This is a genomic window from Streptomyces cadmiisoli (assembly GCF_003261055.1).
Taxonomy (GTDB): Bacteria; Actinomycetota; Actinomycetes; order Streptomycetales; family Streptomycetaceae; genus Streptomyces; species Streptomyces cadmiisoli.
On sequence record NZ_CP030073.1, the window covers coordinates 4,090,286 to 4,115,662 of the forward strand.

The window sequence follows — 25,377 nt, forward strand, 5'->3', positions numbered from 1 at the left end:
GACTGTTTTTCTGTCTCACGGGGAGTTCACTGTGCAGCGCAGCTCTTTGCCCGTTGCTGTCGCGCTTGCCGCGTCCGCAGCGCTCTTGCTGACGGCATGCGGCGGCGACGCCAACGACAAGATCGCGGGTGCCGGTTCCGGCGCCTCGGAGTCGCCGTCGCCCAGCGGGAGCGCCTCGGGTCCGGCCGACCGGCCCGAGATCAGGTTCCCGGACGGCGTGGAGAACAAGTTCGAGAACTGGCAGACGGGCGATCCCACCGAGGACGCCGTCCTGGCCGACGTGGCCCAAACCGTCAACGCGGTCGACGACGCCATCCTCCGCGGCGACAGCGACTCGGCCGCCGTTGCCTACTACCGTCAGGGCAACGCGCTCGTCAGCGCGCAGAAGTGGATCCAGGCCTGGCTCGACGAGGACCTCAGCTTCACTGGTCAGACGCGCTACTTCAACCCGGACATCAAGGTCGCCGACAAGGACACGGCCGCCGTCGTGTACTGCGCGGACGAGAGCAAGGCCTACAACAAGGACCGCAAGACCGGCAAGGTGGACAAGTCACCGCCCGACGAGAGCCCGTACGTCACGTACAGCACGCAGTTGAGGAAAAACGGCAAGGGCGTGTGGCAGACCACCAACATGGCCTCGAAGCGAGGGGACAAGACATGCGCGTCCTGACCCGCCGCGCCGCCGGAATGAGTGCTCTCGTGCTCGCTTTCGGCACCTTCGCCGGGCCCGCGCACGCCAAGGGCCCGGGCCAGTCCGAGTCGGAGATCGACGTGGGCGGCAGCCGCTCCGGCACCGCCCTGGTCTCCAAGATCACGTACTCGGGGAGCACCAAGGGCAGCGGAGGCGGCTCCCGTGGGGTCACGCCGGTGGGTGACTGGACTCCGCCGGCGTGCTGGTACGAGCCGCGCTCCGCCGAGGAGTTCGCGAAGTACGTCGAGGACATGTTCACCGAGACGGTCAACACCCCGGGGCAGCACAGCTACGCGAAGACGTCCGTCGGGATGTTCCGGGACGAGTACAAGGACGGCACGTACAAGAACTACAACCTGGACGAGAAGGACGAGGGCAACTTCTGGGTCGCGGTCCAGGACGAGGACCGCTGGATGGAGCCCGAGGCGCAGCTCTGCGACGAGCCGCCCTTCTGGGTGGAGAACGGTGACGCGCCGCCCGTCCGGAACGCGGTGACGCCTCAGGTCCTGGCGGAGCTCGCCTACAACCAGATCCAGCTCCCGGCGACCGAGGTGACCCTCGCACCGGCCGAGACCACCAAGGTGAACCTCCCCACGTGGGCCTGGCTCGACCGGGCCACGTTCAAGGAGGTCTCGGTCACCGCCCAGCTGAACGCGGGTGGCTTCAACATCCAGGCGACCACGACCGCCAGGCCGGTCTCATTGAGGCTGGAGCCCGGCACGGCCGACGCCGAGACCTACCCCGCTTCCGGCGAGTGCGCCCTCAACGACGACGGATCGATCGGTGAGCCCTACGCCAAGGGCAAGGCCGACCGCACCCCGCCGTGCGGCCTCAAATACCTGCGTTCCTCCGGCAACGGCACCTTCGGCCTCCAGGCCACGGTCACCTGGGAGATCACCTGGACCGGCAGCGGCGGCACCGGCGGTGACCTCCCCGCCGGCACGTTCGGCGCCGACCAGGCCGTCACCGTCCAGGAAATCCAGTCCGTGAACAGGTGAGCATCGGGCGGACCGGCAACCTGGCAACCCGGCCGGGTGGTCGTACCGCCCGACTCCCTCACCCCGACGCGGCGCCCCGCGAGGCCCGACGACGCGCTCGGGCCACAGCCGCGACCGTGCACCGGGCCGTTCCCCCACTGCCGCCGGGTCCACCCATCCGGGAGGAAATCGAGCCGGCAAACGTAGTCGTCGACGTGGCGGCCGTCATCGGTCGTACTCATGACAGAGCCCTTCACAGTAGGTCGACCACTGCATCGATTGAGTTCCGAGCGCGCTTTGCGGCGTCATCGCGAATGCACCTGGCTTCCTGGATCTTTTCGCGGGCCGCCTGGATCCCGTCGGGCGCGGAGTCCCGTTGCGCCGCAATCTTCTTGTCCGAGCCGGAGGCTCAGAGCCAGCGCACCGAGTGAGCCATCGCCTCGCAGAGGTTCCCCATCGGGCCCTGTGTCCCGCTCAGGGGGGTGGAGAAGGCCAGGTGGAGGTAGCCCGCGCCGCCCGGCATGTGGAGGTGGAAGTCCAGGTTCGTCTCCGTGCGGACCCGGACCGTCCGGCCGGGCGGCAGGTCCACGACGTCCACCTCCGTCCCCGGTGCCGCGCGGCGGCCGAGCGTATCGGCCAGCTCGTCCGGTGTCGGGGCCAGTCCGCGGGGCACCGGCGGCCACGAGATCAGCAGTGAGGCCGGCGGCGTCGCGTCGTCCGGGGACTCCGTACGGAGGTAGAACTCCAGCGCACCGTGGGCGAGGCCGTTCTCCGCGGTGTTGCGGAGGGTGGCCCAGATGCCGCGAGCCACCTGCGGTGAGCTGCCGCTGCCGGCGAACTCCTTGTCCACGAAGGTCTTCAGCTGTCCCCGCCAGCGCTCCCGCGTCAGGTCGATGCGGAACCAGTCCCGGGGAACGAGCAGACGGTAGTCCGAGGGCGGCGAGCCGGTGGCGGTCATGCTCCGGCCTCGGTGGTGACGAGCGGTGTGCCGTCCGAGTGGAACAGCCGGACGCTGCTGACGATGTTGCCGAACATGGTGGAGAAGACGTCCCAGCCGGCCATCGTCGGGGTCCCCATCTCCATGACGACGCTGGTGCCGTTCGGCAGCGGGACGTAGACCCGTATGAAGGAGGTGGGGAACTGAAGCGCCTCCCCCGTCTCGGTGAGCTCGCCGGTGAGCTTCGCCTCCCGCGTGCCGATGCACGACACCGCCGGACCGCAGGGCAGGTCGATCCGGTCGACCTCGCCGGCCTCGACGCGGCGCAGACCGGACGCGATCGCCTTGACCGCGGCCGGGACCCCTTCGAGCTCGGTGTCCGGGCTGTCCACCAGGCTGACGAAGACCGTGGCCGTGCAGGGGGTGTCGTCGACCGCGGTCAGGCAGATGCCGGCGAACTCGGCACCGGCCGCCAGCAGGTCGTCCACGCCGAGCGCGCACATGACCGCGAACTTGGTCTTCTCCTCCTCCGGCGCTCCGGGCAGGACCTTGTCGGCGAGCTCCCCCAGCAGCGCCACCGCCTTGTCGTCGTCCTCCTCGTGGAGGGGGATGTCGTGGAAGATCTCCGGCATCACCCAGCGGACATGGATGTCCGCGGCGTGCAGGGCGGGCGGTGCGAGGTGGGTGGGGATGAACTCCGACAGTTCGAGCTCGGTCGTCACGGAGTCTGGTCCTTTGCGGGGATCGGGCGGTCGGGTGCCTCGGGGAAGAACTTCCGGGACGTGGCGTACATCCCGTAGTAGGGGTAGAGGCGCGGGATGTCGGCGCCGCCGCTGCGGGCGATGCCGACGATCTTCCGGTAGAGGCGGGCCCGGCAGCGCGTGTTGCGCAGGGACTCGTCCCGCAGGTCGCGCAGTCGCCACAGGAGGATCAAACCGCCGAGGACGAGGAGCAGCAGCGCGTCCACGACGACGAAGCCGATCTGGAACTCCCGGGACTTCTGCGAGGCGACCAGGTCCCAGAACGGCCAGGCACCGAAGCCGAGGACGAAGACCGGCACGGCCAGGAGGCACCCCTGGGCGCCGGCCTTCGAGGTCTCCTCGCGCCGCTGATACAGCATCCAGTGCACCGCGCGGTCGTCGAGGAAGTCGAAGCGGACCTCGCGCCCGTGGCGCTCGGCCGCGGCCCTGGCCGCGGGCACCGCGGCGATGGCCGCGGAGGGCACCATGGTGTGCGTCATCCCCTGGTCGTCGACGAACTTCCCGAATTCCAGGGCGTGGTAGTCACTCATCAGCCGCATTTCCTTCTGGTCCATGACCCGGCCGCGGCCTGTACCGCGACCTCATCCCGCAGGCGCCAGCGCACCGTGGAACGACGTCGACGACGGGCTCGGCTGCGGTGTCGGCGACGGGGTGCGTGTCTCGTTCGACGGGCTGGGTGTCGGGGCCGGCGTGGGCCGGGGCCTGGCCTCCCCGGGCGGCGGGCTCACCTGGTTGGGTTCACCGTCCGGGTTGATGTAGTTCCGCAGCCTGATCAGGCTGTGCACGTACGCGTTGCCCAGCGCGGCGCCCTTGATGTACCGGGTGACCAGCTCGGGGTCGAAGCCACCCGCGGGGAGCCGCACCTTGGTGATGCCCTTGCTGGTCAGGTACTTGGATGCCCAGACGACACCCTTGTTGAAGTTCTTCACGGCGAAACCGTTGGTGAAGCCGGCCCACACCGCCTGCCGGGCGACCAGCAGACGGGAGCCCTTGGCCGCGGCCGAGAGCCCCTTCAGGGCGCCGAGGCCCGGGATGATGCCCAGCACGTCGAACGTGATCTTCAGCCAGTCGAACTTGCCGCCCCGGGCGAAGACGTCGTACAGCCGGCCCGCCAGGGCGGTGGCGCTCAGCGCGGAGGCCAGGCCGACGAGCAGCACCGCGGCGAGACCGCCGGTCAGGACGACCGCGGCCACCAGCGCCAGGACCGCCACGACCGTGGCGGCGGTGGAGATCCAGTCGGCGTTGTCCGCGATCCAGTTCATGATTCCGCCGGGATCTCGCACGCCGTCGTGGTGGATCACGTACTTGATCTTCTTGGCGGCGCGGTCGGCGGCGTCGTCCCGGATGTCCTTGGCCCGCTCGATCTTGGTGCGTGCCTTCGCCATCAGGAGCGCGGCGTCGTCCCGGTTCTTGCCCTGCTTGGTCCGTTCGGTGTGGTCGTCCTTGGAGGGGACCGTCCCCTCGAACGGCTCCAGGGCCTTGAGAGCGGCCTTGTGATCGACCTCCGCCGCGCGGAACTCCTCCAGCCCCTTGTCCGCGAGCTTCTGAGCACGGTGCAGTTCGCTGGCGTACTCCGCGGACTCGCCGTCGCCCTCGACGACCTTGGTGCCGAGGGCGCTCGACGCCTCGTCGTACCGGTCGTAGGCCTTCTTCAGGCGTCCCGCGGTGTCGTCGGCTATCTCGTGGAAGGCTCGGCCCGCGTCGCTGTCCCATCCGTCGACCGACGCGAGAGCGCGGATGTTGCGCGCCTGCTTGTCGATCTCGTCGGCCATGCCGCGCAGCTTCTTGCCGAGTCGAGCCACCTCGTACGGGTCACCGGGCACCGGGTCGGAGTCGTACAACGGTGACCAGTCCTTCGGACGGGCAGTCACTTACTTCTCCTTCTTCCCGTTCTTCTTGGCGTCCCGGAGCGCGTTCGCGAGCTCGTGGTCGATGTCCTCGTACGCCTTGGCCGCGTTCCCGGTGTACTTGGCGAGGTTCTCGATGTCCTCCATCAGCTTCTTGCGGTTCTTCTTCCACGTCTGGGAGAAGTCGTCGAAGATGTCGCGGAGTTTCCCGCTGCCGAGTGCGTCACCGTACTCGTCCGCGGGATTGCCGTTGTCCTTGAACTCGCGGTGCATCCGGTAGAGCGAGTCCGAGCAGTCCTTGATCAGGTCGAGGTCGTACCGCGTTCTGTCTGCCACCCGTTCAGACTTTCTTCCTCAAGGGCCGCCGGTACGGGGGGCGGTGGGGCGCACGAGGCGCCCCACCGCTCACCCGGACAGCGCGACGGCCACCGGCGTCAGGAGCTCTTGGCGCTCTTGGCCAGCTGCTCGTCCAGCTGCTCGTAGGCCTCCTTGGCCTTCTTCAGGAACTCGGACATGCCCTCGAGTCCCTCCATGGCCTTCTTCGCGCCCTTGGTGAAGTCCTTGAAGGACTCCTCGAAGGCGGCCGAGCCCTTCTGGGTGGTGTAGCCGTTCTCGACGAGCGCGCGAATACGGTCGTCGATGCTGTCGAGTTCGCCGTGCAGCCGGTGCATGTCCTTCAGAAGCTTGCCGGCTTCCTTGTCCATCTCGGCATATGTGATATCTGCGTCTTTGCCCTTGGCCATGACGGCTCCCTCCCGTTATGTACGCCGCAGGGCCTACCCCCGTGGCTCTGTACCCGCGGAGCCCCGGCCGTCGGCTGTCGGCCCTCGGCCATCGATCACCGGCCGTCGGCCATCGGTCATCGGCCGTCGCATCCGCGTGAGCAAAGATCTTACGGGTGGGGCCGTTGTGATCCCAGGGGCGTTGTGCGAGCGGATCGTGAACTCCTGCACATCCCGGTACACGGGTGAAAGACGAGGCGGCTAAGGTCACTGCGTTGCCTGAAGCGTTCCGGGGGGCGGCCTCAGCCCAGCGAGGAGGACGAACGTGCGCCTGAGCCTGACCGTCGTCGATCCGATCGGCGGGGCCGCCGCCGATGTGGTGCTCGACGCCGATCCGGAGTCCAGCGTCGGCGACATCACACAGGAGTTGGCGCGTCAGATCGGTCTCGGGGACAGCGCCCGCGTCATCCCGATCGGCGGTCGGCGCGGCCCCGGTGGCGACGCTCCGCACGCCTACGTCGACGGATACGCGCTCGATCCGGCCGCCACCGTTGCCGGTTCGCCGCTGCGCGAGGGCGCCGTCGTCAGCCTGCACGATCCCGCCGGGTGTGTGATGGGCGAGCCGACCGGGGTCGTGGAGTTCCGTGTCGTCGGCGGTCCGGGGGCGGGTGCGGTGCACCGGCTCGGGGTCGGGCGGTACGACATCGGCAGCGGTACTGCCGCCCGGATCCGCGTCGACGACCCCGAACTCGCCCCGCGCGCCGCCACGTTGTCCATCGCCATGGACGGCACCTGCCGGATCACCGTCCACCCGCAGCACGGCGAGACCCCGGGCCAGAACACCACCACCGGCGACTCCGGCGCCCGGAACCCCGGTGCCCGGAACTCCGCCGCCCCCGGCTCCACGGCCCGGCCCTCCGGCGCCGACGACGAGAGCACGAGCGGCCGCGGCCGCAAGGGCAAGGGCAAGAAGAAGAGCCGGGACGAGGACCGCACCGAGGACCCCGACGACAGCGGTGTCCGTCTCGACGGTGAGCCGCTCGACGGCGACTCCTGGCCGCTCGGCGCCCAACTCGCCGTCGGCAACAGCCTGTTGGAGATCAAGGCGTACACGCCGCCCGACGCGGCCCTGAAGTGGTCCGAGGACGGCACGGGTCTGGACTACAACCGTCCGCCGCGCCTGCGGCCCGCCGAGCGGCAGACCCGGTTCCGGCTGCCGTCTCCGCCCGGCGACTTCGAGGCCCGCCCGCTGCCCTGGCTGATGGCGCTGTTCCCGCTGGTCGGCGCGGTCGTCATGGTGCTGATCTTCCAGCGCTGGTACTACCTGATCATGGCTGTGCTGAGCCCGATCATGCTGTTCGGCAACTACTTCATGGACAAGAAGCACGGCCGCAAGTCCCATGCCAAGCAGCTGAAGGAGTACAAGGAGACCAAGGAGCGGATCGAGAAGGACGCCCAGGACGCCCTGGTCGTGGAGCGGTCGGACCGTCGGCACGCGATACCCGACCCGTCCGCCGTCCTCGCGTTCGGCACCGGCCCGCGCACCCGGCTGTGGGAGCGCCGCCGTACCGACGCCGACCATCTGCTGCTGCGGGTCGGCACCGGCCGGGTCCCCTCCGAGGTGGTGCTCGACGACCCGGAGCAGGACGACCACAGGCGCGAGGTCACCTGGCACATCGAGGACGCGCCGGTCGCGCTGCCGCTCAAGGACCTCGGGGTCGTGGGCCTGGCGGGTCCCGGTGACTCCGCGCAGGCGCTGGGGCGTTGGGCGGTGGCCCAGACGGCGGTGCTGCACAGCCCGATGGACGTGCAGTTCTATGTGCTGACCGAGAACGAGGCCCACCCCCGCTGGGACTGGGTCCGCTGGCTGCCGCACTCCCGGCCCTCCGGCGGCCAGGACGTCAACGTGCTGATCGGCACGGACTCCGAGACCGTCGGCGCCCGCGTCGGCGAGCTGACCCAGCTGCTGGACGCCCGCCAGAAGGCGCTGAAGGAGGGTGGCGCCCGGGCCGACGGCGGTCCGGCCTTCTCCGACCCGGACATCGTCGTCGTCTGGGACGGCTCGCGGCGGCTGCGGTCCCTGCCGGGCGTCGTACGGCTGCTGCGCGAGGGCCCGGCGGTCTCCATCTACGCGCTGTGCCTGGACGAGGAGGAGCGGTTCCTGCCGGGCGAGTGCCAGGCCGTCGTCGTCGCCGAACCGCGCCGGCGCCCCGACCGGGCCGACGCGGCGGTGCCGCAGGCCGTCGCCGCGCCCGGCGGCTTCCCCTCCTTCCAGGCCTGGCACCCGGCCGCCGGACAGCCGGGCGAGGAGCACAGCCCGGCGCCCGAGCTGCGGCTGCGGGTCGAGCAGAGCGGGGCCCGGCGCATCACGGAGGTGCGGCCCGACTTCGTCTCGTCCGCCTGGTGCGTACGGCTGTCGCGGTCGCTGTCCCCGGTGCGCGACATCAGCGGTGAGACGGAGGACTCGGCGCTGCCCGCCGCCAGCCGTCTGCTGGACGTCCTCCAGCTGGAACCGCCGACGCCGGACGGGATCGGCGCGCGGTGGCGGATGGGCGGACAGTCGACGATGGCGGTGATCGGCGAGTCGTACGACGGGCCGTTCGGCATCGACCTGCGCAAGGACGGCCCGCACGGTCTGATCGCCGGTACGACCGGTTCCGGCAAGTCGGAGCTGCTGCAGACCATCGTGGCGGCGCTGGCGGTGGCGAACACACCGGAGAACATGACGTTCGTGCTCGTCGACTACAAGGGCGGCTCGGCGTTCAAGGACTGCGTCAAGCTGCCGCACACCGTCGGCATGGTCACCGACCTCGACGCCCACCTCGTCGAGCGCGCCCTGGAGTCGCTGGGCGCCGAGCTGAAGCGGCGCGAGCACATCCTGGCCGCCGCCGACGCCAAGGACATCGAGGACTACCAGGATCTGGTGCGCCGGGACCCCTCGCAGGCGCCCGTGCCCCGGCTGCTCATCGTGATCGACGAGTTCGCGTCGATGGTCCGCGACCTGCCGGACTTCGTCACGGGCCTGGTGAACATCGCGCAGCGGGGCCGTTCGCTCGGCATCCACCTGCTGCTGGCGACCCAGCGGCCCAGCGGTGTCGTCTCACCGGAGATCCGCGCCAACACCAACCTGCGGATCGCGCTGCGGGTGACCGACGCGGGCGAGTCCAGCGACGTCATCGACGCGCCGGACGCCGGTCACATCTCCAAGAGCACGCCGGGCCGGGCGTACGTACGGCTCGGGCACGCCTCGCTGATCCCGTTCCAGTCCGGGCGGGTCGGCGGGCGCCGTCCGGGCGCGGCGGATCCGGCGGCACTCGCGCCGTGGGCCGGTGAGCTGTCCTGGCAGGACCTCGGGCGGGCCGCGCTGCGCAAGCCGAAGTCCGAGGCCCGTGAGGAGGAGGAGATCACGGACCTGAAAGTGCTGGTGGACGCGGTGCGCGAGGCGAACACGGCGCTGGGCATCCCGGCGCAGCACTCCCCGTGGCTGCCCGCGCTGGAGGAGTCGCTGCTGCTGGACGACATCCCGGCGGTGGCCGCCCGGGGCGCGTTGCCGGCGGCGCCGTACGGTGTCGAGGACCTGCCCGGCGACCAGGCCCGCCGCCCGGTCGCCGTCGACTTCGCCACCTTCGGGCACCTGCTGGTCGGCGGCGCCCCGCGCACCGGCCGTTCGCAGCTGCTGCGGACCGTCGCCGGTTCCCTGGCGCGTACGAACTCCTGCGCCGACGTGCACCTGTACGGCGTCGACTGCGGCAACGGCGCGCTGAACGCGCTGACCCGGCTGCCGCACTGCGGGGCGGTCGTCGGACGCAACCAGACCGAGCGTGTCGTCCGCCTGTTCACGCGGCTGTCCGGTGAACTCACCCGGCGCCAGGACCTGTTGGCGGAGAAGGGCTTCGCCGACATCGGCGAGCAGCGGGCGGCGGCCGGGTCCGGGGACGAGCGGCTGCCGCACATCGTGCTGCTGCTGGACCGCTGGGAGGGCTGGCTGCCGACGCTGGGCGAGTACGACCACGGCGATCTCACCGACCGGCTGATGGCGATGATGCGCGAGGGCGCGAGTGTCGGCATCCATGTGGTCATCACCGGTGACCGCCAGGTGCTCGCGGGCCGGATCTCCTCGCTGACCGAGGACAAGTACGGTCTGCGGCTCGCCGACCGGGGCGATTTCTCGATGCTGGACATCAACTCCCGCAAGGTGCCCGAGGAGATCCCGCCGGGCCGCGCGTTCCGCAACGAGACGGCGACGGAGACGCAGTTCGCGCTGCTCGACACGGACACGTCCGGTCAGGGCCAGGCCGCAGCGCTGGTCGCGATCGGCGAGTCGGCCGCGGCCCGGGACTCGGACGTGCCGCGCTCGCGCCGCCCGTTCCGCGTGGACGTGCTCCCCAACCGGATCTCCTTCGCGGACGCGTACGCGATGCGCGACCCGGAGACGAGCGGCTCGCCGCTGTGGGCGCTGGTCGGTGTCGGCGGCGACGAGCTCACCGCGTTCGGCCCGGACCTGGCCGAGGGGGTGCCGGCGTTCGTGGTCGGCGGTCCGGCCAAGTCGGGCCGCAGCACGGTGCTGCTGAACTTCGCCCGCTCCTACCTGGCGCGGGGCGTGCGGCTGGTGATCGCGGCGCCGCGCCCGTCGCCGCTGCGGGAGCTGGAGGGTCAGGAGGGCGTGCTGCGGGTGTTCACCGGCCGCGACATCGACGAGGACGAGCTGGAGGAGGCGATCAAGCCGGCGTCGCCGGAGCAGCCGGTGGTGGTGCTCGTCGACGACGCCGAGGTCCTGGACGACTGCGACGCGGAGGACGTCTTCAAACGCATCCTGCAGAGCGGTACCGAGGACGGCGTCGCGTTCGTCATCGCCGGTGACGAGGAGGAGATCTGCGACGGCTTCTCCGGCTGGCAGGTCGACGCGAAGAAGGCCCGCCGCGGCGTGCTGCTGTCCCCGCAGGAGACGTCGTCCGGCGAACTGATCGGCATCCGTACGACCCGCAGCATGGTGGGCGGTCCCATCGCCCCCGGCAAGGGCATGCTGCACCTCGGCAGCGGCGAGCACAGCACGGTCACGACACCGATGTGACGGCCCGGCCGGTGAGCGGGGCGACGGGTGAGCGGGGCGCCTGCGGGCGCCCCGCTCACCCGTCCGGCGCCGGCTGCTCGACCTTGGACATCCGGGCCTGCGGCTTCCCCGACTCCTCGCTGTCCGACTCGTAGCGCAGGTCGTCCCCGACCGGCACGAGGCGCACCGTGGTCTCCGCCGGATTGCACCCGCCGTGGTTGTCCTCGGCGCCGACGGAGGTCGCGACGAGCTGTTCGTCCGTGACCTGCTTCAGGGTCAGTACGTCGACGCAGACACCGCCGATCTGGTCGGTCTGGCGCAGCCGGCCCAGTTCCCGGCCGACCTGTGCGTCCCGGACGGTGATGCGGAACGTGCCGAGGGGCAGGTTGCCGTCGAGGGCGGTGCCCTGGCCCTCCCAGGTGCCGAGGTAGCGCCGGGGGACGGCGGAGGCGGCGCTCGACGGGGACGCCTCGCCCGGCGACGTGTAGCGGGACGAGGGTGTGGTGTCGCCGGCGGCGTCCTTGCCCTCGCCGGGCAGCAGGTCGAACACGAACACCGACCCGACGGTCACCGCCGCGAGCGCCCCGGCGACCGCCAGCGCGACCGTGCAGCTCAGTCGCCGCCCCCGCCCGTCGGACTCCGGAGCCGCGGACGCGGCGACCGTCACGGACACCTTGCCGGGGCGGTCGGCCGGTGCGGGGGGCGCGTCTTGCGGTGGGGCCGCGGGCGCCCCGGACGCGCCCGGCGGCATGGTCGGCGGCGGCCCGAACTCCCCGGCGGCCGCGTGCGGACTGACCGCGGGACTGCTGAACCCCACGGGCCCCGACGGGGCGTCCCCGGCGGCCTCCAGATTCAGCAGCCGTACGGCGCTCCGGCTGACCTGTTCCACCAGTGCCCCCGGCAGCCAGCCGCCGGCGACCAGCCGCGCCGCCCCCTCGGGCGCGAGCCGCCGGGCCACCTCCTGCGGGGCCGGGCGCCCGGCCGGGTCCTTCGTCAGGCACGCCGCGACGATCTCCCGCAGCCCGCCCTCCAGGGTGCCCAGGCGCGGCTCCTCGTGGACGACCTTGTAGAGGAGTGCGGCCGAGGAGTCCCCGGGGAAGGGCGGCTCGCCGGTCGCGGCGTAGGCGAGGACCGCGCCGAGGGAGAAGACGTCGGCGCTCCCCGCCACCCCTGACCCGAGGATCTGCTCGGGTGCCATGTATCCGGGGGAGCCGACCGAGACGCCGGTGGAGGTCAGCGAGGCCGTGCCGGCCGTGGCGCGGGCGATGCCGAAGTCGATCAGCAGGGGTCCGTCCAGGGTCAGCAGCACGTTGGACGGTTTCACGTCCCGGTGCACCAGCCCCAGTTCGTACACCGCGGCAAGTGCCTCGGCGAGGCCCGCGCCGAGCGCTCGTACGGAATGCGCGGGCAGCGGGCCGCCGTCCGCGACCGCCGCGGCGAGCGAGGGTCCGGCGACGTAGGCGGTCGCGACCCACGGCACGGCCGCGTCCGGGTCGGCGTCCAGCACGGGCGCGGTCCAGGCGCCGCCCACCCGCCGCGCGGCCTCCACCTCGCGGCGGAACCGGGCGCGGAACTCCTCGTCGAGCGCGAAGTGCGGGTGCACGGCTTTCACCGCGACGGTGCGGCCCCCGGCACTGCGGCCGAGGTACACCCGGCCCATCCCGCCGGAGCCGAGCCGGCCGAGCAGCCGGTACGGCCCGATGGTCGCGGGCTCGTCGGCCCCGAGCGGCTGCATGGCGCCCCCCTGTCCCCCCCTACGCCTCCACTTGCCCGCAGCGTATAGGCCCCGCGCCCGTCACGGCTGGAGGAGATCCACCTTCACGTCCCCGGGGAAGCCGGCCTCCGGCCCGACCCGGCGCGCGAACTCGGCGACGGCGGCGAGCTGGGGGTGCCCGAAGCGGAAGTCGAGCGTGGTGAAGTACCGCTCCAGGATCCGCTCGTCGAAGGCCTCCCAGCGGGCCGCCTGTTCGGCGACCTTGCCGACCTCCTCCAGGGAGAGGTTGCGGGAGGCGAGGAAGGCCTCGTGCACCTGGCGGGTGATGGCCGGCTCGCGTTCCAGATAGTCCCGGCGGGCCGCCCACACCGCGAAGACGAACGGCAGCCCCGTCCACTCCTTCCACAGCGTGCCGAGGTCGTGCACGGTCAGCCCGAAGCGCGGCCCGTCGTGCAGGTTGGCCCGCAGCGCCGCGTCCCCGATCAGTACGGCCGCCTCCGCCTCCTGCATCATCAGGCTGAGGTCGGGCGGGCAGGTGTAGTAGTCCGGCCGTACGCCGAAACGCTCCGCGAGCAGCAGCTGCGCCAGCCGTACGGAGGTGCGTGAGGTGGAGCCGAGGGCGACCCGGGCGCCGTCCAGCTCCTCCAGCGGGACCTGCGAGACGATCACGCAGGACATCACGGGCCCGTCGCAGCCGACCGCGATGTCCGGGAAGGCCACCAGCTCGTCCGCGTGCTTGAGGAACTCGACGAGCGTGATCGGCCCGATGTCGAGGTCGCCCCGCACCAGCTGCTCGCTGAGCTTCTCCGGGGTGTCCTTCGTCAGCTCGAAGTCGAGGAGCGTGCCCGTCCGCGCGAGCCCCCAGTAGAGGGGGAGGCAGTTCAGGAACTGGATGTGGCCGACGCGCGGCCGGGTGCGAGAAATGTCCACATCGGGAGGCTAGACCCTGGAGGAGGGGGACCGGCCGGGGCCCCTCGGTCATCCGGCGGTATCCCTGTCAAACGTTCGGGTGACGTGATCTTGACCTCTATTGCTTTCGGCAGGCTGCGTGCTAGGCTCGCCCGCAAGTTGCAGTTTGGTTTCCCTTGCAGTACAGAGCCTGCGGAGCATGTGACCGCGGGCTCTCGTCGTTCTCAGACGGGTGCAGTTGTGCAGAATCTCGATCTTCACACTTGCTGGTTCTGGAGCAGGGCAACCCTTTGAGCCCAAGGAGGGCTTATGGCTACCGGAACCGTGAAGTGGTTCAACGCCGAAAAGGGCTTTGGTTTCATCGCCCAGGAAGGCGGCGGCCCCGACGTCTTCGTCCACTACTCCGCGATCAACGCGAGCGGCTTCCGCTCCCTCGAGGAGAACCAGCAGGTGTCCTTCGACGTCACCCAGGGTCCGAAGGGCCCGCAGGCGGAGAACGTCACCCCGGTGTGATCTGATCCTCTGATCCGGATCGAGTGCAGTACCCAAGGAGCCCCGCGCCATTCGGCGACGGGGCTCCTGCCTTTTCCGCGCTGCGAATTCCTCGGGAATTCCTCCGTCCGCTTTCTTCGGACATGCCGCACGAGCAGCACGAACTTTGTCCCGAATTCCTGCGCCTCGTACGTATGCGGGACATCTACGCGATAGGACATCCAGTCCCCGGGTCCCAGTTCGACCTGCGCGTCGCGCGGTCCCGCTTTCACTCGCCCCGCACTGACCACGATGTGTTCCACGGTTCCCGGAATGTGCGGATCGGATGCGCGATCCGCACCGGGCTCCGGCGGAACGGCGTGGATGTCACGCGGCACGCCGACCCTCACTCGAACGACCGTTCGCCGCGACGAGGGCGCCGATGCCTCCATCGCGGGGAACGCGCGTTCGAAACAACGCCGTCAGTCCCGCCCGGCGCGAAGCGGCACCGCCCGGAGCTGAGTCGCTGAGGCGGCCGTTCCTTTCGAAGCGTGATCGTGAGTCTCAGGCGCGATCCCCGGCCCGAAAGTCCGCCGGCCGGACGCGCCCGCGGTCGATCACTGCGATCCCGCTGCCCAACCCGATGCCGCACATGCCGCACACGCTGCCCGGCGCCCCGCACCCCCGGGCAACCGGCTCTTCGCGGGCTCCGCGCCGTGCCGCGGTCCGGCTCACCCCCGGGCGTCGGCGTAGAGCGCCTCCACCTCCCCGGCGAAGTCCCGCAGGATCGCCTCCCGGCGCAGCTTCATCGACGGGGTGAGATGCCCGGCCGACTCCGTGAAGTCCGTGGGCAGGACGGCGAACCGGCGGATGGACTCGGGGCGGGAGACGAGCTTGTTGGCCTCGTCGACGGCCCGCCGGAGGACGGCGAGCAGATCCGCGTCGTCGACGAGGAGCTCGGGCGGCACGGGGTGCTTGCCGTTCATCTGGCGCCAGTGGGTGATGCCGTCGACGTCCAGGGTGATCAGCGCGGTGATGTAGGGGCGGCGGTCGCCGAGGACCATGCACTGGGAGATCAGGGGATGCGAGCGCAGCCAGTTCTCCAGCGGGGCCGGCGCCACGTTCTTTCCGCCCGCGGTGATCAGGATCTCCTTCTTGCGGCCGGTGATGGTGAGGTAGCCGTCGTCGTCCAGCCGGCCGATGTCGCCGGTCGGCAGCCAGCCGTCCGGGGTGGCCGGGACGACCCCGCCGGCGTACGGGTCCCAGTAGCCGCGCAGGACCTGTCCGCCGGCCAGCAGCACCTCGCCGTCCGCGGCGATGCGGACGCGGGTACCGGGCATCGGCCAGCCCACCGTGCCGATCCGGGGCTTGAGCGGCGGGGTCAGGGTCGCGGCGCCGGTCGTCTCGGTCAGGCCGTACCCCTCGTAGACGTCGATGCCCGCGCCCGCGTAGAACGCGGCCAGGTCGCGGCCGAGCGGGGAGCCGCCGCAGACGACGTAACGGACCCGGCCGCCCAGCGCGCTGCGGATGCGGCGGTAGACCAGCGGGTCGTACAGGGCGCGGGCGGCTCTGAGGGAGGTGGGGGGACCGTGCCCGGTGCCGTCCGTGCGGGCCTGGACGGCGTCGCCGTAGCGGCGTGCCACCTTCGCCGCCCGGTCGAAGGCGCCGGCCTTGCCGCCCCGTTCGGCCCTGGCGCGCGCGTTGTTGAAGACCTTCTCCAGCATGTACGGGATGGCGACGAGGAAGGTCGGCCGGAAGGCCGCGAGGTCGGCCAGCAGGTCCTCGGCCTTCAGGCTGGGCGCGTGGCCCAGCCTGACCCGGGCGCGGACGCAGGCCACGGACACCATGCGGCCGAAGACGTGCGAGAGCGGGAGGAACAGGAGCGTGGCGGGCTCCTCGTCGGTCCGCGCCTTGAAGACGGGGTAGAGGAGTTCGATCGCGTTGTCGACCTCGGTCAGGAAGTTGCCGTGGGTGAGCGCGCAGCCCTTGGGCCGGCCGGTGGTGCCCGAGGTGTAGACGAGGGTGGCCAGGGTGTCGGGGCCGAGCACCCCGCGGCGCACGTCCACCTCGGTGTCCGGCACGGACCGGCCGGCTTCCGCCAGGGCGTCCGCGTGGCCCTTCTCGATGACCCATACGTGCCGCAGGTCGGTGAGGTGCTCCCGTTCGGGGCCGAGTGCGGCGGCCTGGCCGACGGTCTCCGTGACCAGGGCCACCGCGCCGGAGTCCTGGAGGATCCAGCGGGCCTGGAAGACGGAGGAGGTCGGGTACACCGGCACGGTCACCAGTCCGGCCGCCCAGGCGGCGAAGTCGAGCAGGGTCCACTCGTACGACGTGCGGGCCATGATCGCGATCCGGTCGCCCGGCACCAGACCCTCGGCGATCATCCCCTTCGCCACGGCCAGCACCTGCGCGGCGAACTCCGCGGCGGTCACCTGCGACCAGTGCCCGTCCGCGTCCCGGCGGCTGAGCACGGGATGCGCGGGCGCCGCGGCGGCGTTCTCGAACGGCAGGTCGGCCAGCGAACCGTGCGACACCGGGGGCAGCAGCGGCGGTACGGCCACCTCCCGCACCTCACCGTCCAGCCGGCGTATCTCGGGCTCGACGAGCACCGGGCCGCCGTCGGGGTCGTACTCGAGCGACGCGTCCGTGGACGGTCCGGGCGACCCCGGCGGTACCGGCGCGGACGAGTACGAGATGGGCATGGCAGCTCCTGGGGCCTGCGGCGGCACGTCGGCGTGCTCGCTGCATGAAGTACGCACGGCGCGTACCGAGGCGTTCAGCGGCGGCGGGCGGCTCGCCGTGTCGTCGCCGGTGGGCGGAGATCCTACGGGGCCGACGTGGGGAGATGGTGCGGGTTCGGGGACGGTCCGGGGACGGGGCTGTGCAGCTCGGGTACGGACGGAGACAGCATTACCTGCGGTAACTTTACTTCGGAGTAAACAACGAGGAGAGGGACTGGCCATGGCCGACCGCCGACCGAGCCCCACCGCCGCCGCGTCCGGCCAGGTCCTGCACCTCGCCCTGGGCGCCGCGCTCTCCCCCTTCAAGCGCCCCCGCCCGGACGCCGGTTGCCCCGGCACCCGGCTCGTCCGGTCCGGCGTCCGCGCCGACCCGGACCGGCTGGCCGCCTACGAGCGGGTCTGCGGCTTCCCGCCCGGGGACGGCGCCCTGCCCCTGACCTATCCGCACGTCCTCGGCTTCCCGCTCGCCGTCCGCCTGATGAGCGACCGCCGCTTCCCGCTGCCGCTGCTCGGCCTGGTCCACACCTCCGTCGAGATCACCCGCCGCACGGTCCTCCCGGCCGCGGCGGAGTACGAACTCGCCGTGCACGTCGGGGCGGTCGCCGCTCACCGGCGCGGAACGGAGGCGACCCTCGTGACCGAGGTACGGGCCGGCGGGCAGCTCGTGTGGGAATCGCGGAGCACCTATCTGTCCCGGCACCGCACCGACGCCCCGCCCGCCGAACGGGCCGCGCCCGATCCGCTGCCCGTCCTCGCCGAGTGGCGGCTCGGCGCCGACACCGGACGGCGGTACGGCGCCGTCTCCGGCGACCGCAACCCGATCCACCTGCATCCGCTCACCGCCCGCCCGTTCGGCTTCCGGCGGGCCGTCGCGCACGGCATGTGGACGGTCGCCCGCTGCCTCGCCGAGCACCCGGCGCCCGAGGCGGTGCGGATGCGGGCGGCGTTCCGGGCGCCGGTGCTGCTGCCGGGGACGGTGCAGTACGCGGCGGACGGCGGGCGGTTCGAACTCCGCCGCGGTGAGCGCCGGTTCGTGACCGGCGAGGTCGCGCCGCTCGGGTCAGACGGGCGGCGGTGACCAGGCCCGGCCCGCCATGAGGTCGCCCAGGCCCGCCCACGCGAAGTTCATCAGGGTCGCCGCCGCCTGCCGGGCCGTCACCCCGGGGGTGGCGTTGGCCCAGGTGGCGAGCGACTCGGCGGCACCGACCAGCGCCTCGGCCAGTCCCGCGACGTCGTGGTCGGGGAGGTCGGGGTCATGGTGGGCGGCGCGGGCCGCGTCGCCGATCAGATGCGTCACGAAGGCCACGATCTCCGCGCGCATCGCGGTGACCTCGGCGGCGAAGACCTCGCCGTGGGTGCGGGCGTGCAGGTGCAGCACGGACCAGCCGTCGGGGTGTTCGGCGGTGTGCGTGAAGAACGCCAGCAGACCGTCCCAGAGTTGGCGGTCGGCCGGCGGTCCGGTGCGCACGCCGGCCCGCACCGCGGCGACGAGCGCCGTGGCCTCGCGCCGGACGCAGGTCGCGAACAGATCGTCCTTGGAGTTGAGGTAGAGGTACACCAACGGCTTGGAGACACCGGCGAGTTCGGCGATGTCGTCCATCGACGCGGCCGTGTACCCCCGCTGCCCGAAAGTCCGCACGGCCGCGTCCAGCATCTGCTGCTCACGGACCGCACGCGGCATCCTCTTGGTCTTCACGGCACCCATGAGGATCAGCGTACGGTCCGCGCCGCCCAGGTCAGCAGCCTGCCGGTCAGACGGCGACGGCCACCTGCCGCGGCTCGTCCACCGGTGAACCGCCGGCCCGGTCGCACGCGTCGCGGTTCGAGCAGGCCCTCGCGGGCGGGAACCAGCACGGGCACCGGCGCCTGCCCGGCGACGTTCGTCGCGGTCCTGATCATGTCCAGGACCGGGTCCACGGCCGGCGGCAGACCGACGCCCTCCATGGGCGGGCCGAGGATGGAGTGGGTGAGCGTCAGCACGGCGGTGGCGCCGGTGAGCCGGCCGTGGCGGCGGAGCCGACCACCGAGACGAACGCGATCGGCAGGTAGTCGCCGACGCCCAGGAGCCGTGGGGACATTACGACCCCAAGAACGCGAAGCGCCCCGGTTTCCGGGGGTCCGGAAACCGGGGCGCCGTGCACGAGGTGACGGACCCTACGACGTCTGCCCCTGCGCGCGGGCGGTGTCGTCGGCGGCGTCCTCCTGGCTGCGGTTGGCCTCCAGGTCGGCCTTCACCCGGTCGACCTTCTGCACGATCTGGATGGACGCCCGGTCGCGCTCCTTGCGCAGCACGACGAAGCTGATCGGCGCGGACAGCACCAGCGCCAGCAGCAGCACCCAGACACCGTTGGACGCGCCGAGGCCGCGCGGTACGGCACCGGCGTAGACGAGGCCCCAGACGACCACGAAGCAGCCCGCGAAGATCCCGAGGCGCATCAGCGTGTAACGGAGCATCTCAATCCACTCTTCCGTTCCCGAACGATGCCAAAAAGCGTCCTCCAGTGAAGCACGCCGGACTTCCGGCACCGGAGGGGGGTGCCGGGTCAGGTCAGCGGCAGCAGCATCGTGATGTCGTCCCGTTCGTCGCCCGGCGCCACCCGGATCGCCCCGGGCACCCGGCCGACCTCCTTGTAGCCGCAGGAGCCGTAGAACCGCTCCAGGCCGAGCCCGCCGCGGCAGGTGAGCCGTATCGCCTCTATCCCGTCGAAGGCGCGGGCCGCGTCCGCGGCGGCGGCCAGCAGGTCGCGGCCGTACCCCTTGCCCTGGTCGCGGGGATGCACCATCACCGTGTACAGCCACAGCCAGTGCGTCATCAGCCGGTGGGTGTTGAAGCCGAGGAACGCGCTCGCGGCCACCCGCCCGTCCTCGTCGCGGCCGACCAGCAGCCGGTTGCGGCCCTCGGCGAGGGCGGCGAGCGCCCTCACCAGCTCCGGCCGGATCGTCTCCCGTGTCACCGGCGGCACGAAGCCGACGGCTCCGCCCGCGTTGGACACGTCGGTCCACAGATCGAGGATGCCGTCGCGCAGGGACGCGTCGACCGCGGGGTCGAGCGTGAAAGCGAGCGGCACGCTCACACCCGCATCGGCTGCGGGGACTCCCGGCGGTCCGGGTCGGCGCCCTCGTACTCGCGGATGATCTCGTAGCGCGTGTTGCGCTCCACCGGGCGGAAGCCCGCGTCGCGGATCAGGTCCAGCAGGTCGTCGCGGGTCAGCTTGTTCGGCGTGCCGTAGTTGTCGGCGTCGTGCGTGATCTTGTACTCGACGACCGAGCCGTCCATGTCGTCGGCGCCGTGCTGGAGCGCGAGCTGGGCCGTCTGGACACCGTGCATCACCCAGAAGACCTTGACGTGCGGGACGTTGTCGAACAGCAGCCGGGAGACCGCGAACGTCTTCAGGGCCTCCGCGGGCGTCGCCATGGCGGTGCGGGCCTGGAGCCGGTTGCGGACCTTGCCGTCCTTCACGTCGACGAAGTCGTGCTGGTAGCGCAGCGGGATGAAGACCTGGAAGCCGCCGGTCTCGTCCTGGAGTTCACGCAGCCGCAGGACGTGGTCGACGCGGTGGCGGGGCTCCTCGATGTGGCCGTACAGCATGGTGCAGGGCGTCTTGAGCCCCTTCTGGTGGGCCAGCCGGTGGATGCGCGACCAGTCCTCCCAGTGCGTCCGGTGGTCCACGATGTGCTGCCGGACCTCCCAGTCGAAGATCTCCGCGCCGCCGCCGGTCAGGGACTCCAGGCCCGCGTCGATCAGCTCGTCGAGGATCTCCGAGGCGGACAGCCCGGAGATGGTCTCGAAGTGGTGGATCTCGGTGGCGGTGAAGGCCTTCAGGGAGACGTTCGGCAGGGCGGCCTTCAGCTCCCGCAGCGAACGCGGGTAGTAGCGCCACGGCAGGTTGGGGTGCAGCCCGTTGACGATGTGCAGCTCGGTGAGGCTCTCGCCCTCCATCGCCTTGGCGAGCTTGACCGCCTCCTCGATGCGCATCGTGTACGCGTCCTTCTCGCCCGGCTTGCGCTGGAACGAGCAGTAGGCGCACGACGCGGTGCACACGTTCGTCATGTTGAGGTGACGGTTGACGTTGAAGTGGACGACGTCGCCGTTCTTGCGGGTGCGCACCTCGTGGGCGAGTCCGCCGAGCCAGGCGAGGTCGTTCGACGCGTACAACGCGAGGCCGTCCTCACGGGTCAGCCGCTCACCGGAACGGACCTTCTCCTCCAGCTCGCGCTTGAGCCCGACGTCCATGCGTTTCGCCTTTCTACGACAGCTTGCCCAACCGTACCCGCCGCCGTCCGGACGGCGGCCGGCCCCCGTGCGCCGCGCTGCGCCTAGACCTCTTCCGGCAGCTCGCCGACCCGGTTCTCCCACTTCGTGGACAGCACGATGGTGGTACGGGTCCGGGAGACGCCCTTGGTGCCGCTCAGCCGCCGGATGATCTTCTCCAGGCCGTCGACGTCCGCCGCGCGCACCTTGAGCATGTAGGAGTCGTCACCCGCGATGAACCAGCAGTCCTCGATCTCGGGCAGGTCCTTCAGCCGCCGCGCCACGTCCTCGTGGTCGACGGCGTCGGACAGGGAGATGCCGATCAGGGCGGTGACACCCAGACCGAGCGAGGCCGAGTCCACGGTGGCGCGGTAACCGGTGATGACCCCGGCGGCCTCCAGCCGGTTGATGCGGTCGGTGACGCTCGGGCCCGACAGGCCGACGAGGCGCCCCAGCTCCGCGTAGGAGGCCCGGCCGTTCTCCCTGAGGGCCTGGATGAGCTGCCTGTCCACGGCGTCCATAACGATCGAAGCCTTCCGCTGAAGAGTCTGACGAGGTGCTGAAGGATGAGGTGGTGCGCTGCTCAGGTGGTGGTGCGTGAACCGCCGCCCAGTTCGCCCTTCCAGCGTCGGTAGAGCGTGTGGGGGACACCCGCCGCGTCGAGGACGCGCCCGGCGACGAAGTCGACGAGGTCCTGGATGTGCGTGGCGCCCGCGTAGAAGCCGGGGGAGGCGGGCACGACGATCGCTCCCGCGTCGTCCAGGGTGACCAGATGCCGCAGGGTCTGCCCGTTCAGCGGCGCCTCCCGCACGGCGACGACCAGCGCGCGCCCTTCCTTCAGGGTGACGCTCGCCGCGCGTTGCAGCAGATCCTTCGACAGGCCGAGCGCGACACCGGCGACGGACGCGGTCGAGGCGGGCACGATCAGCATGCCCTTGGCCGGATACGACCCGGAGGACGGCCCCGCCGCCAGGTCCCCGGCGCTCCAGTGCCGCACTCCCGAGATGTCCACCTCGAACGTCCCGGGCTTGCCGTCCGCGCCGCGGGCCAGCCATTCGCGCAGGTCGTCCTGCCAGTGCGCGTCCCGGAAGGGCAGCCCGGTCTCGTCGAGCAGCGTCAGCCGCGAGGCCCTGCTGACCACCAGGTCGACGCTCTCCCCCGCCTGGAGCAGCGCGCGCAGCACCGCGGCCGCATACGGCGTACCGGATGCTCCGGAGACCCCCACGATCCAAGGCGTGCGCTGCGATTCCCCTGCGTTCACATCTTGAGCGTACCGGCGGAGGAGGCCATGCTCCGGCCGGGTCCGCACCGCGGCCGTCGCCGTCCGGGCTTCGGGCCCCGGCCGGCGGGCCGCGACGTGGTCAGACGGTCAGGCCGCGGACCAGGAGATCGAGCAGCGCGCACCCGAACAGGGCGATGCCGATGAAGCCGTTGACGCTGAAGAAGGCGCGGTTCACCCGGGACAGGTCGTGGGGGCGGACGATGCTGTGCTCGTAGACGAACGCGCCCGCGACGACCAGCAGGCCCAGCCAGAAGAACGCGCCCGCGTCCGTGGCCAGCGCGTACCAGACGAACAGGGCCGTGGTGACGGTGTGGCAGACCCGCGCCCCCCAGATCGCCGCCGGGACGCCGAACCGGGCCGGCACCGACATGACGCCGATCTCGCGGTCGGTCTCGACGTCCTGGCAGGCGTAGATCAGGTCGAAGCCGCCGATCCAGATGCCCACCGCGAGGCCGAGGATCACCGCGTCCCAGGACCATGTCCCGGTGACCGCCAGCCAGCCGCCGACCGGACCCATCGCCTGGGCGAGGCCCAGGATGGCCTGCGGGAAGTTCGTGAACCGCTTGCCGTAGGGGTAGACCACCATCGGGATCACCGCGACGGGGGCGAGGGCCAGGCACAGCGGGTTGAGCAGGGCCGCCGAGCCGAGGAAGACCACCAGGGCGATCAGCGCGCCGGTCCAGGCGTGCCGCACCGTCATCGCGCCGGTGACCAGCTCGCGGTGGGCGGTGCGCGGGTTCCGGGCGTCGATCTCGCGGTCGATGATCCGGTTGACGGCCATCGCGAAGGTGCGCAGGCCCACCATGCACACCGTGACCAGCAGCAGCCGGCCCCAGTGGATGTTCCGGTCCACCTGGAACATCGCCGTCAGCGCCGCGATGTACGCGAAGGGCAGCGCGAAGACGGAGTGCTCGATCATCACCAGCCGCAGGAACGCCTTGGTGCGCCCCGGCTGGGGGATCGCGGCGGAAGCCGAGCTCACAGGCCGTACTCCTTCCAGCGCCGGTCGACCGTCGCCGCCGTCTCGGGGTCGGACTCCACCATCTCGGGCCAGCCGCCGTCGCGCGTGTACCCCTCCTCGGGCCACTTCCGCGTCGCGTCGATACCCGCCTTGCCGCCCCAGAACTGCTGGTAGGAGGCGTGGTCGAGATGGTCCACGGGGCCTTCGACGACGGTGAGGTCACGGGCGTAGTCCGTGTTGCCGAGGGCCCGCCAGGCGACCTCGTGCAGATCATGGACGTCGCAGTCGGCGTCGACCACCACGATCAGCTTGGTCAGCGACATCATGTGCGCGCCCCAGACGGCGTGCATCACCTTCTGGGCGTGCTTGGGGTAGCGCTTGTCGATGGAGAGGATCGCGCAGTTGTGGAAGCCGCCGGCCTCGGGCAGGTGGTAGTCCACGATGTCCGGCACGATGATCTTCAGCAGCGGCAGGAAGAAGCGCTCGGTCGCCCGGCCGAGGGGGCCGTCCTCCGTCGGGGGCCGGCCGACGACGATCGACTGGAGCAGCGGGCGCTTCCGCATCGTCACACAGTCGATCTTCAGGGCCGGGAACGGCTCCTGGGGGGTGTAGAAACCGGTGTGGTCGCCGAAGGGGCCCTCGGGGAGCATCTCGCCGGGCTCCAGCCAGCCCTCGATGACGACCTCCGCCTGCGCCGGCACCTGGAGCGGCACGGTCTTGCAGTCGACCATCTCGATCCGCTTGCCGGCGATGAACCCGGCGAACAGGTACTCGTCGATGTCGCCGGGGAGCGGGGCGGTGGAGGCGTACGTCACGGCGGGCGGGCAGCCGAAGGCGATCGCGACGGGCAGCCGCTCACCGCGCCGGGCCGCGACCTGGTAGTGGTTGCGGCTGTCCTTGTGGATCTGCCAGTGCATGCCGATGGTGCGCTTGTCGTGGCGCTGGAGGCGGTACAGACCGAGGTTGCGGACCCCGGTCTCCGGGTGCTTGGTGTGGGTGAGCCCCAGATTGAAGAAGGAACCGCCGTCACCGGGCCAGGTGAACAGGGCCGGCAGGGCGTCCAGGTCGACGTCGTCGCCGTGCAGGACCACCTCCTGCACCGGCGCGTCCTTGACCTTCTTCGGCGGTACGTGCGCCATCGCGCCGAGCTTGCCGAAGGCCTCGCGCACCCCGACGAAACCGTGCGGCAGTTCGGGCTTGAGCAGACCGCCGATCCGGTCGCTGATCTCGCCGTACGACTTCAGGCCCAGGGCCTTCAGCAGCCTGCGGTCGGTCCCGAAGACGTTCATGGCGAGGGGCATCGACGAGCCCTTCACGTTCTCGAACAGCAACGCGGGTCCACCCGACTTCTGGACCCGGTCGACGATCTCCCCGACCTCCAGATACGGGTCGACCTCCACCTTGACGCGCTTCAGGTCTCCCTCGCGCTCCAGTGCCCTCAGCAGGGAGCGAAGATCGTCGTATGCCATGCGGTCCAGTATCCCCGAGCGGCTACCCTGGCCCCGTCACGGGGGCCGCGTGCGGCCTTCGACCTTTGTCCGGCAAGAGGGAGTGCTGATGCTCCGGATCCTGATGTTCGTGGTGCCGCTGGCCCTGAGCGTGTACGCGTTCATCGACTGCATCAGCACGGACGAGAAGGACATCCGTCACATTCCCAAGCCGCTGTGGGCGATTCTCGTGCTGCTGTTCCCGCTCGTCGGGTCCATCTCCTGGCTCATCGCCGGCAAGAAGCGGCACCCGGCGGGGGGTGCGGGCTGGGGCGGCGGCCTGGGCGGCGGACGGCAGCGGTGGGTGGCGCCGGACGACAACCCCGAGTTCCTGAAGTCCCTCTCCGAGGAGCCCGGGTCCCCGCAGGGCGACCGGGGACGGGAGACCGGGGACGCCGACGGGTCCGGGGAGTCGGGCACGTCCGGTGAGGACGAGGCCCGGAAGAAGGACGAGCGGGAAGAGAAGAAGGAGCGCGACGAGGAGGCCTGAGCCTCGGCGTCGCCGGAGCACCGGGGCACCGGTGCCGACGACTGCGACACCGGCGCCCCTCGGTCTGCTGACCTCGTTGTGCTGC

General features: G+C 71.3%; 23 protein-coding genes and 1 pseudogene. 6 read left to right on the top strand and 18 right to left on the bottom strand.

The genetic code is table 11. The features are described from left to right. Positions 1-85 precede the first annotated feature (85 nt). The gene (locus DN051_RS17485; RefSeq protein ID WP_246041055.1) at positions 86-670 is read left to right on the top strand and encodes a hypothetical protein; all 585 of its coding nucleotides are present in this window, start codon (positions 86-88) and stop codon (positions 668-670) included. After that, on the top strand, positions 658-1,689 hold the full coding sequence (locus DN051_RS17490) for a hypothetical protein (protein ID WP_162624948.1): 1,032 nt from the start codon (positions 658-660) through the stop codon (positions 1,687-1,689). The genes DN051_RS17485 and DN051_RS17490 overlap by 13 nt, the downstream gene beginning before the upstream one ends. A 388-nt stretch (positions 1,690-2,077) precedes the next feature. On the opposite strand, the gene DN051_RS17495 is transcribed toward DN051_RS17490, so the two are convergent. The 6 genes from DN051_RS17495 to DN051_RS17520 form a co-directional block, all read right to left on the bottom strand. Then, positions 2,078-2,626, bottom strand: a complete 549-nt coding sequence (locus DN051_RS17495; RefSeq protein ID WP_053760498.1) for a hypothetical protein — start codon at positions 2,624-2,626, stop codon at positions 2,078-2,080. Beyond that, positions 2,623-3,327 (bottom strand): hypothetical protein, encoded by a 705-nt coding sequence (locus DN051_RS17500; RefSeq protein ID WP_053760497.1) that lies wholly within the window; start codon positions 3,325-3,327, stop codon positions 2,623-2,625. The genes DN051_RS17495 and DN051_RS17500 overlap by 4 nt, the downstream gene beginning before the upstream one ends. Further along, complete coding sequence (locus tag DN051_RS17505; protein WP_159054146.1) at positions 3,324-3,896, bottom strand: hypothetical protein; 573 nt, start codon at positions 3,894-3,896, stop codon at positions 3,324-3,326. Before DN051_RS17505 ends, DN051_RS17500 begins: the two co-directional genes overlap by 4 nt. A 51-nt stretch (positions 3,897-3,947) precedes the next feature. Next, entirely contained in the window at positions 3,948-5,237 is a 1,290-nt protein-coding gene (locus tag DN051_RS17510) for a putative T7SS-secreted protein (protein WP_053760495.1), read from the bottom strand. Then, on the bottom strand, positions 5,238-5,549 hold the full coding sequence (locus DN051_RS17515; RefSeq protein WP_053760494.1) for a hypothetical protein: 312 nt from the start codon (positions 5,547-5,549) through the stop codon (positions 5,238-5,240). It abuts the gene before it with no gap. A gap of 98 nt (positions 5,550-5,647) precedes the next feature. Then, a complete protein-coding gene (locus DN051_RS17520) occupies positions 5,648-5,956 on the bottom strand; it encodes a WXG100 family type VII secretion target (RefSeq protein ID WP_063797336.1) in 309 nt (102 codons plus the stop codon). 304 nt (positions 5,957-6,260) lie between these two features. On the opposite strand from DN051_RS17520, the gene DN051_RS17525 reads away from it, so the two are divergent. Continuing rightward, positions 6,261-11,006 (top strand): FtsK/SpoIIIE domain-containing protein, encoded by a 4,746-nt coding sequence (locus tag DN051_RS17525; protein ID WP_112439040.1) that lies wholly within the window; start codon positions 6,261-6,263, stop codon positions 11,004-11,006. Between the two features lie 55 nt (positions 11,007-11,061). Here DN051_RS17525 and DN051_RS17530 read toward each other — a convergent pair whose 3' ends face one another. Together DN051_RS17530 and DN051_RS17535 are read right to left on the bottom strand one after the other, a co-directional pair. Beyond that, positions 11,062-12,720, bottom strand: a complete 1,659-nt coding sequence (locus DN051_RS17530; RefSeq protein WP_112439041.1) for a serine/threonine-protein kinase — start codon at positions 12,718-12,720, stop codon at positions 11,062-11,064. A gap of 60 nt (positions 12,721-12,780) precedes the next feature. Further along, the gene (locus tag DN051_RS17535) at positions 12,781-13,629 is read right to left on the bottom strand and encodes a menaquinone biosynthetic enzyme MqnA/MqnD family protein (protein ID WP_053760491.1); all 849 of its coding nucleotides are present in this window, start codon (positions 13,627-13,629) and stop codon (positions 12,781-12,783) included. A gap of 288 nt (positions 13,630-13,917) precedes the next feature. Here DN051_RS17535 and DN051_RS17540 point away from each other — a divergent pair, with 288 nt between their 5' ends. After that, a complete protein-coding gene (locus DN051_RS17540; protein ID WP_003992177.1) occupies positions 13,918-14,121 on the top strand; it encodes a cold-shock protein in 204 nt (67 codons plus the stop codon). 689 nt (positions 14,122-14,810) lie between these two features. On the opposite strand, the gene DN051_RS17550 is transcribed toward DN051_RS17540, so the two are convergent. Further along, a complete protein-coding gene (locus tag DN051_RS17550; protein ID WP_112439042.1) occupies positions 14,811-16,781 on the bottom strand; it encodes an AMP-dependent synthetase/ligase in 1,971 nt (656 codons plus the stop codon). Positions 16,782-17,040: 259 nt separating this feature from the next. Between DN051_RS17550 and DN051_RS17555 the strand changes: the two genes are divergently transcribed. Then, positions 17,041-17,898, top strand: a complete 858-nt coding sequence (locus DN051_RS17555; RefSeq protein ID WP_112439043.1) for a MaoC/PaaZ C-terminal domain-containing protein — start codon at positions 17,041-17,043, stop codon at positions 17,896-17,898. On the opposite strand, the gene DN051_RS17560 is transcribed toward DN051_RS17555, so the two are convergent. The 9 genes and pseudogenes from DN051_RS17560 to DN051_RS17600 all read right to left on the bottom strand — a co-directional run bounded on the left by DN051_RS17560 (position 17,881) and on the right by DN051_RS17600 (position 24,784). After that, positions 17,881-18,525, bottom strand: coding sequence for a TetR/AcrR family transcriptional regulator (locus DN051_RS17560; protein ID WP_053760489.1), 645 nt, complete (start codon positions 18,523-18,525; stop codon positions 17,881-17,883). The genes DN051_RS17555 and DN051_RS17560 overlap by 18 nt on opposite strands. A gap of 46 nt (positions 18,526-18,571) precedes the next feature. Then, a pseudogene (locus DN051_RS17565) lies at positions 18,572-18,883 on the bottom strand (cation:dicarboxylate symporter family transporter); the annotation flags it as partial. Between the two features lie 91 nt (positions 18,884-18,974). Next, complete coding sequence (locus DN051_RS17570) at positions 18,975-19,274, bottom strand: DUF4229 domain-containing protein (RefSeq protein WP_053760487.1); 300 nt, start codon at positions 19,272-19,274, stop codon at positions 18,975-18,977. Between the two features lie 89 nt (positions 19,275-19,363). Beyond that, complete coding sequence (locus tag DN051_RS17575) at positions 19,364-19,888, bottom strand: GNAT family N-acetyltransferase (RefSeq protein WP_053760486.1); 525 nt, start codon at positions 19,886-19,888, stop codon at positions 19,364-19,366. Between the two features lie 2 nt (positions 19,889-19,890). After that, positions 19,891-21,054 (bottom strand): aminofutalosine synthase MqnE, encoded by a 1,164-nt coding sequence (gene mqnE / locus DN051_RS17580; RefSeq protein WP_053760485.1) that lies wholly within the window; start codon positions 21,052-21,054, stop codon positions 19,891-19,893. A gap of 83 nt (positions 21,055-21,137) precedes the next feature. Next, positions 21,138-21,593, bottom strand: coding sequence for an Lrp/AsnC family transcriptional regulator (locus tag DN051_RS17585; RefSeq protein WP_053760484.1), 456 nt, complete (start codon positions 21,591-21,593; stop codon positions 21,138-21,140). Positions 21,594-21,655: 62 nt separating this feature from the next. Then, entirely contained in the window at positions 21,656-22,333 is a 678-nt protein-coding gene (locus tag DN051_RS17590; RefSeq protein ID WP_053760483.1) for a UbiX family flavin prenyltransferase, read from the bottom strand. Between the two features lie 100 nt (positions 22,334-22,433). After that, positions 22,434-23,336: a menaquinone biosynthesis prenyltransferase MqnP gene (mqnP, locus tag DN051_RS17595; RefSeq protein ID WP_053760482.1), complete on the bottom strand. Its 903-nt coding sequence runs from the start codon at positions 23,334-23,336 to the stop codon at positions 22,434-22,436. Next, positions 23,333-24,784, bottom strand: a complete 1,452-nt coding sequence (locus DN051_RS17600) for a menaquinone biosynthesis decarboxylase (RefSeq protein WP_053760481.1) — start codon at positions 24,782-24,784, stop codon at positions 23,333-23,335. The genes mqnP and DN051_RS17600 overlap by 4 nt, the downstream gene beginning before the upstream one ends. Before the next feature lie 88 nt (positions 24,785-24,872). Between DN051_RS17600 and DN051_RS17605 the strand changes: the two genes are divergently transcribed. Then, positions 24,873-25,292: a PLD nuclease N-terminal domain-containing protein gene (locus tag DN051_RS17605; RefSeq protein WP_112439044.1), complete on the top strand. Its 420-nt coding sequence runs from the start codon at positions 24,873-24,875 to the stop codon at positions 25,290-25,292. Positions 25,293-25,377 lie beyond the last annotated feature (85 nt).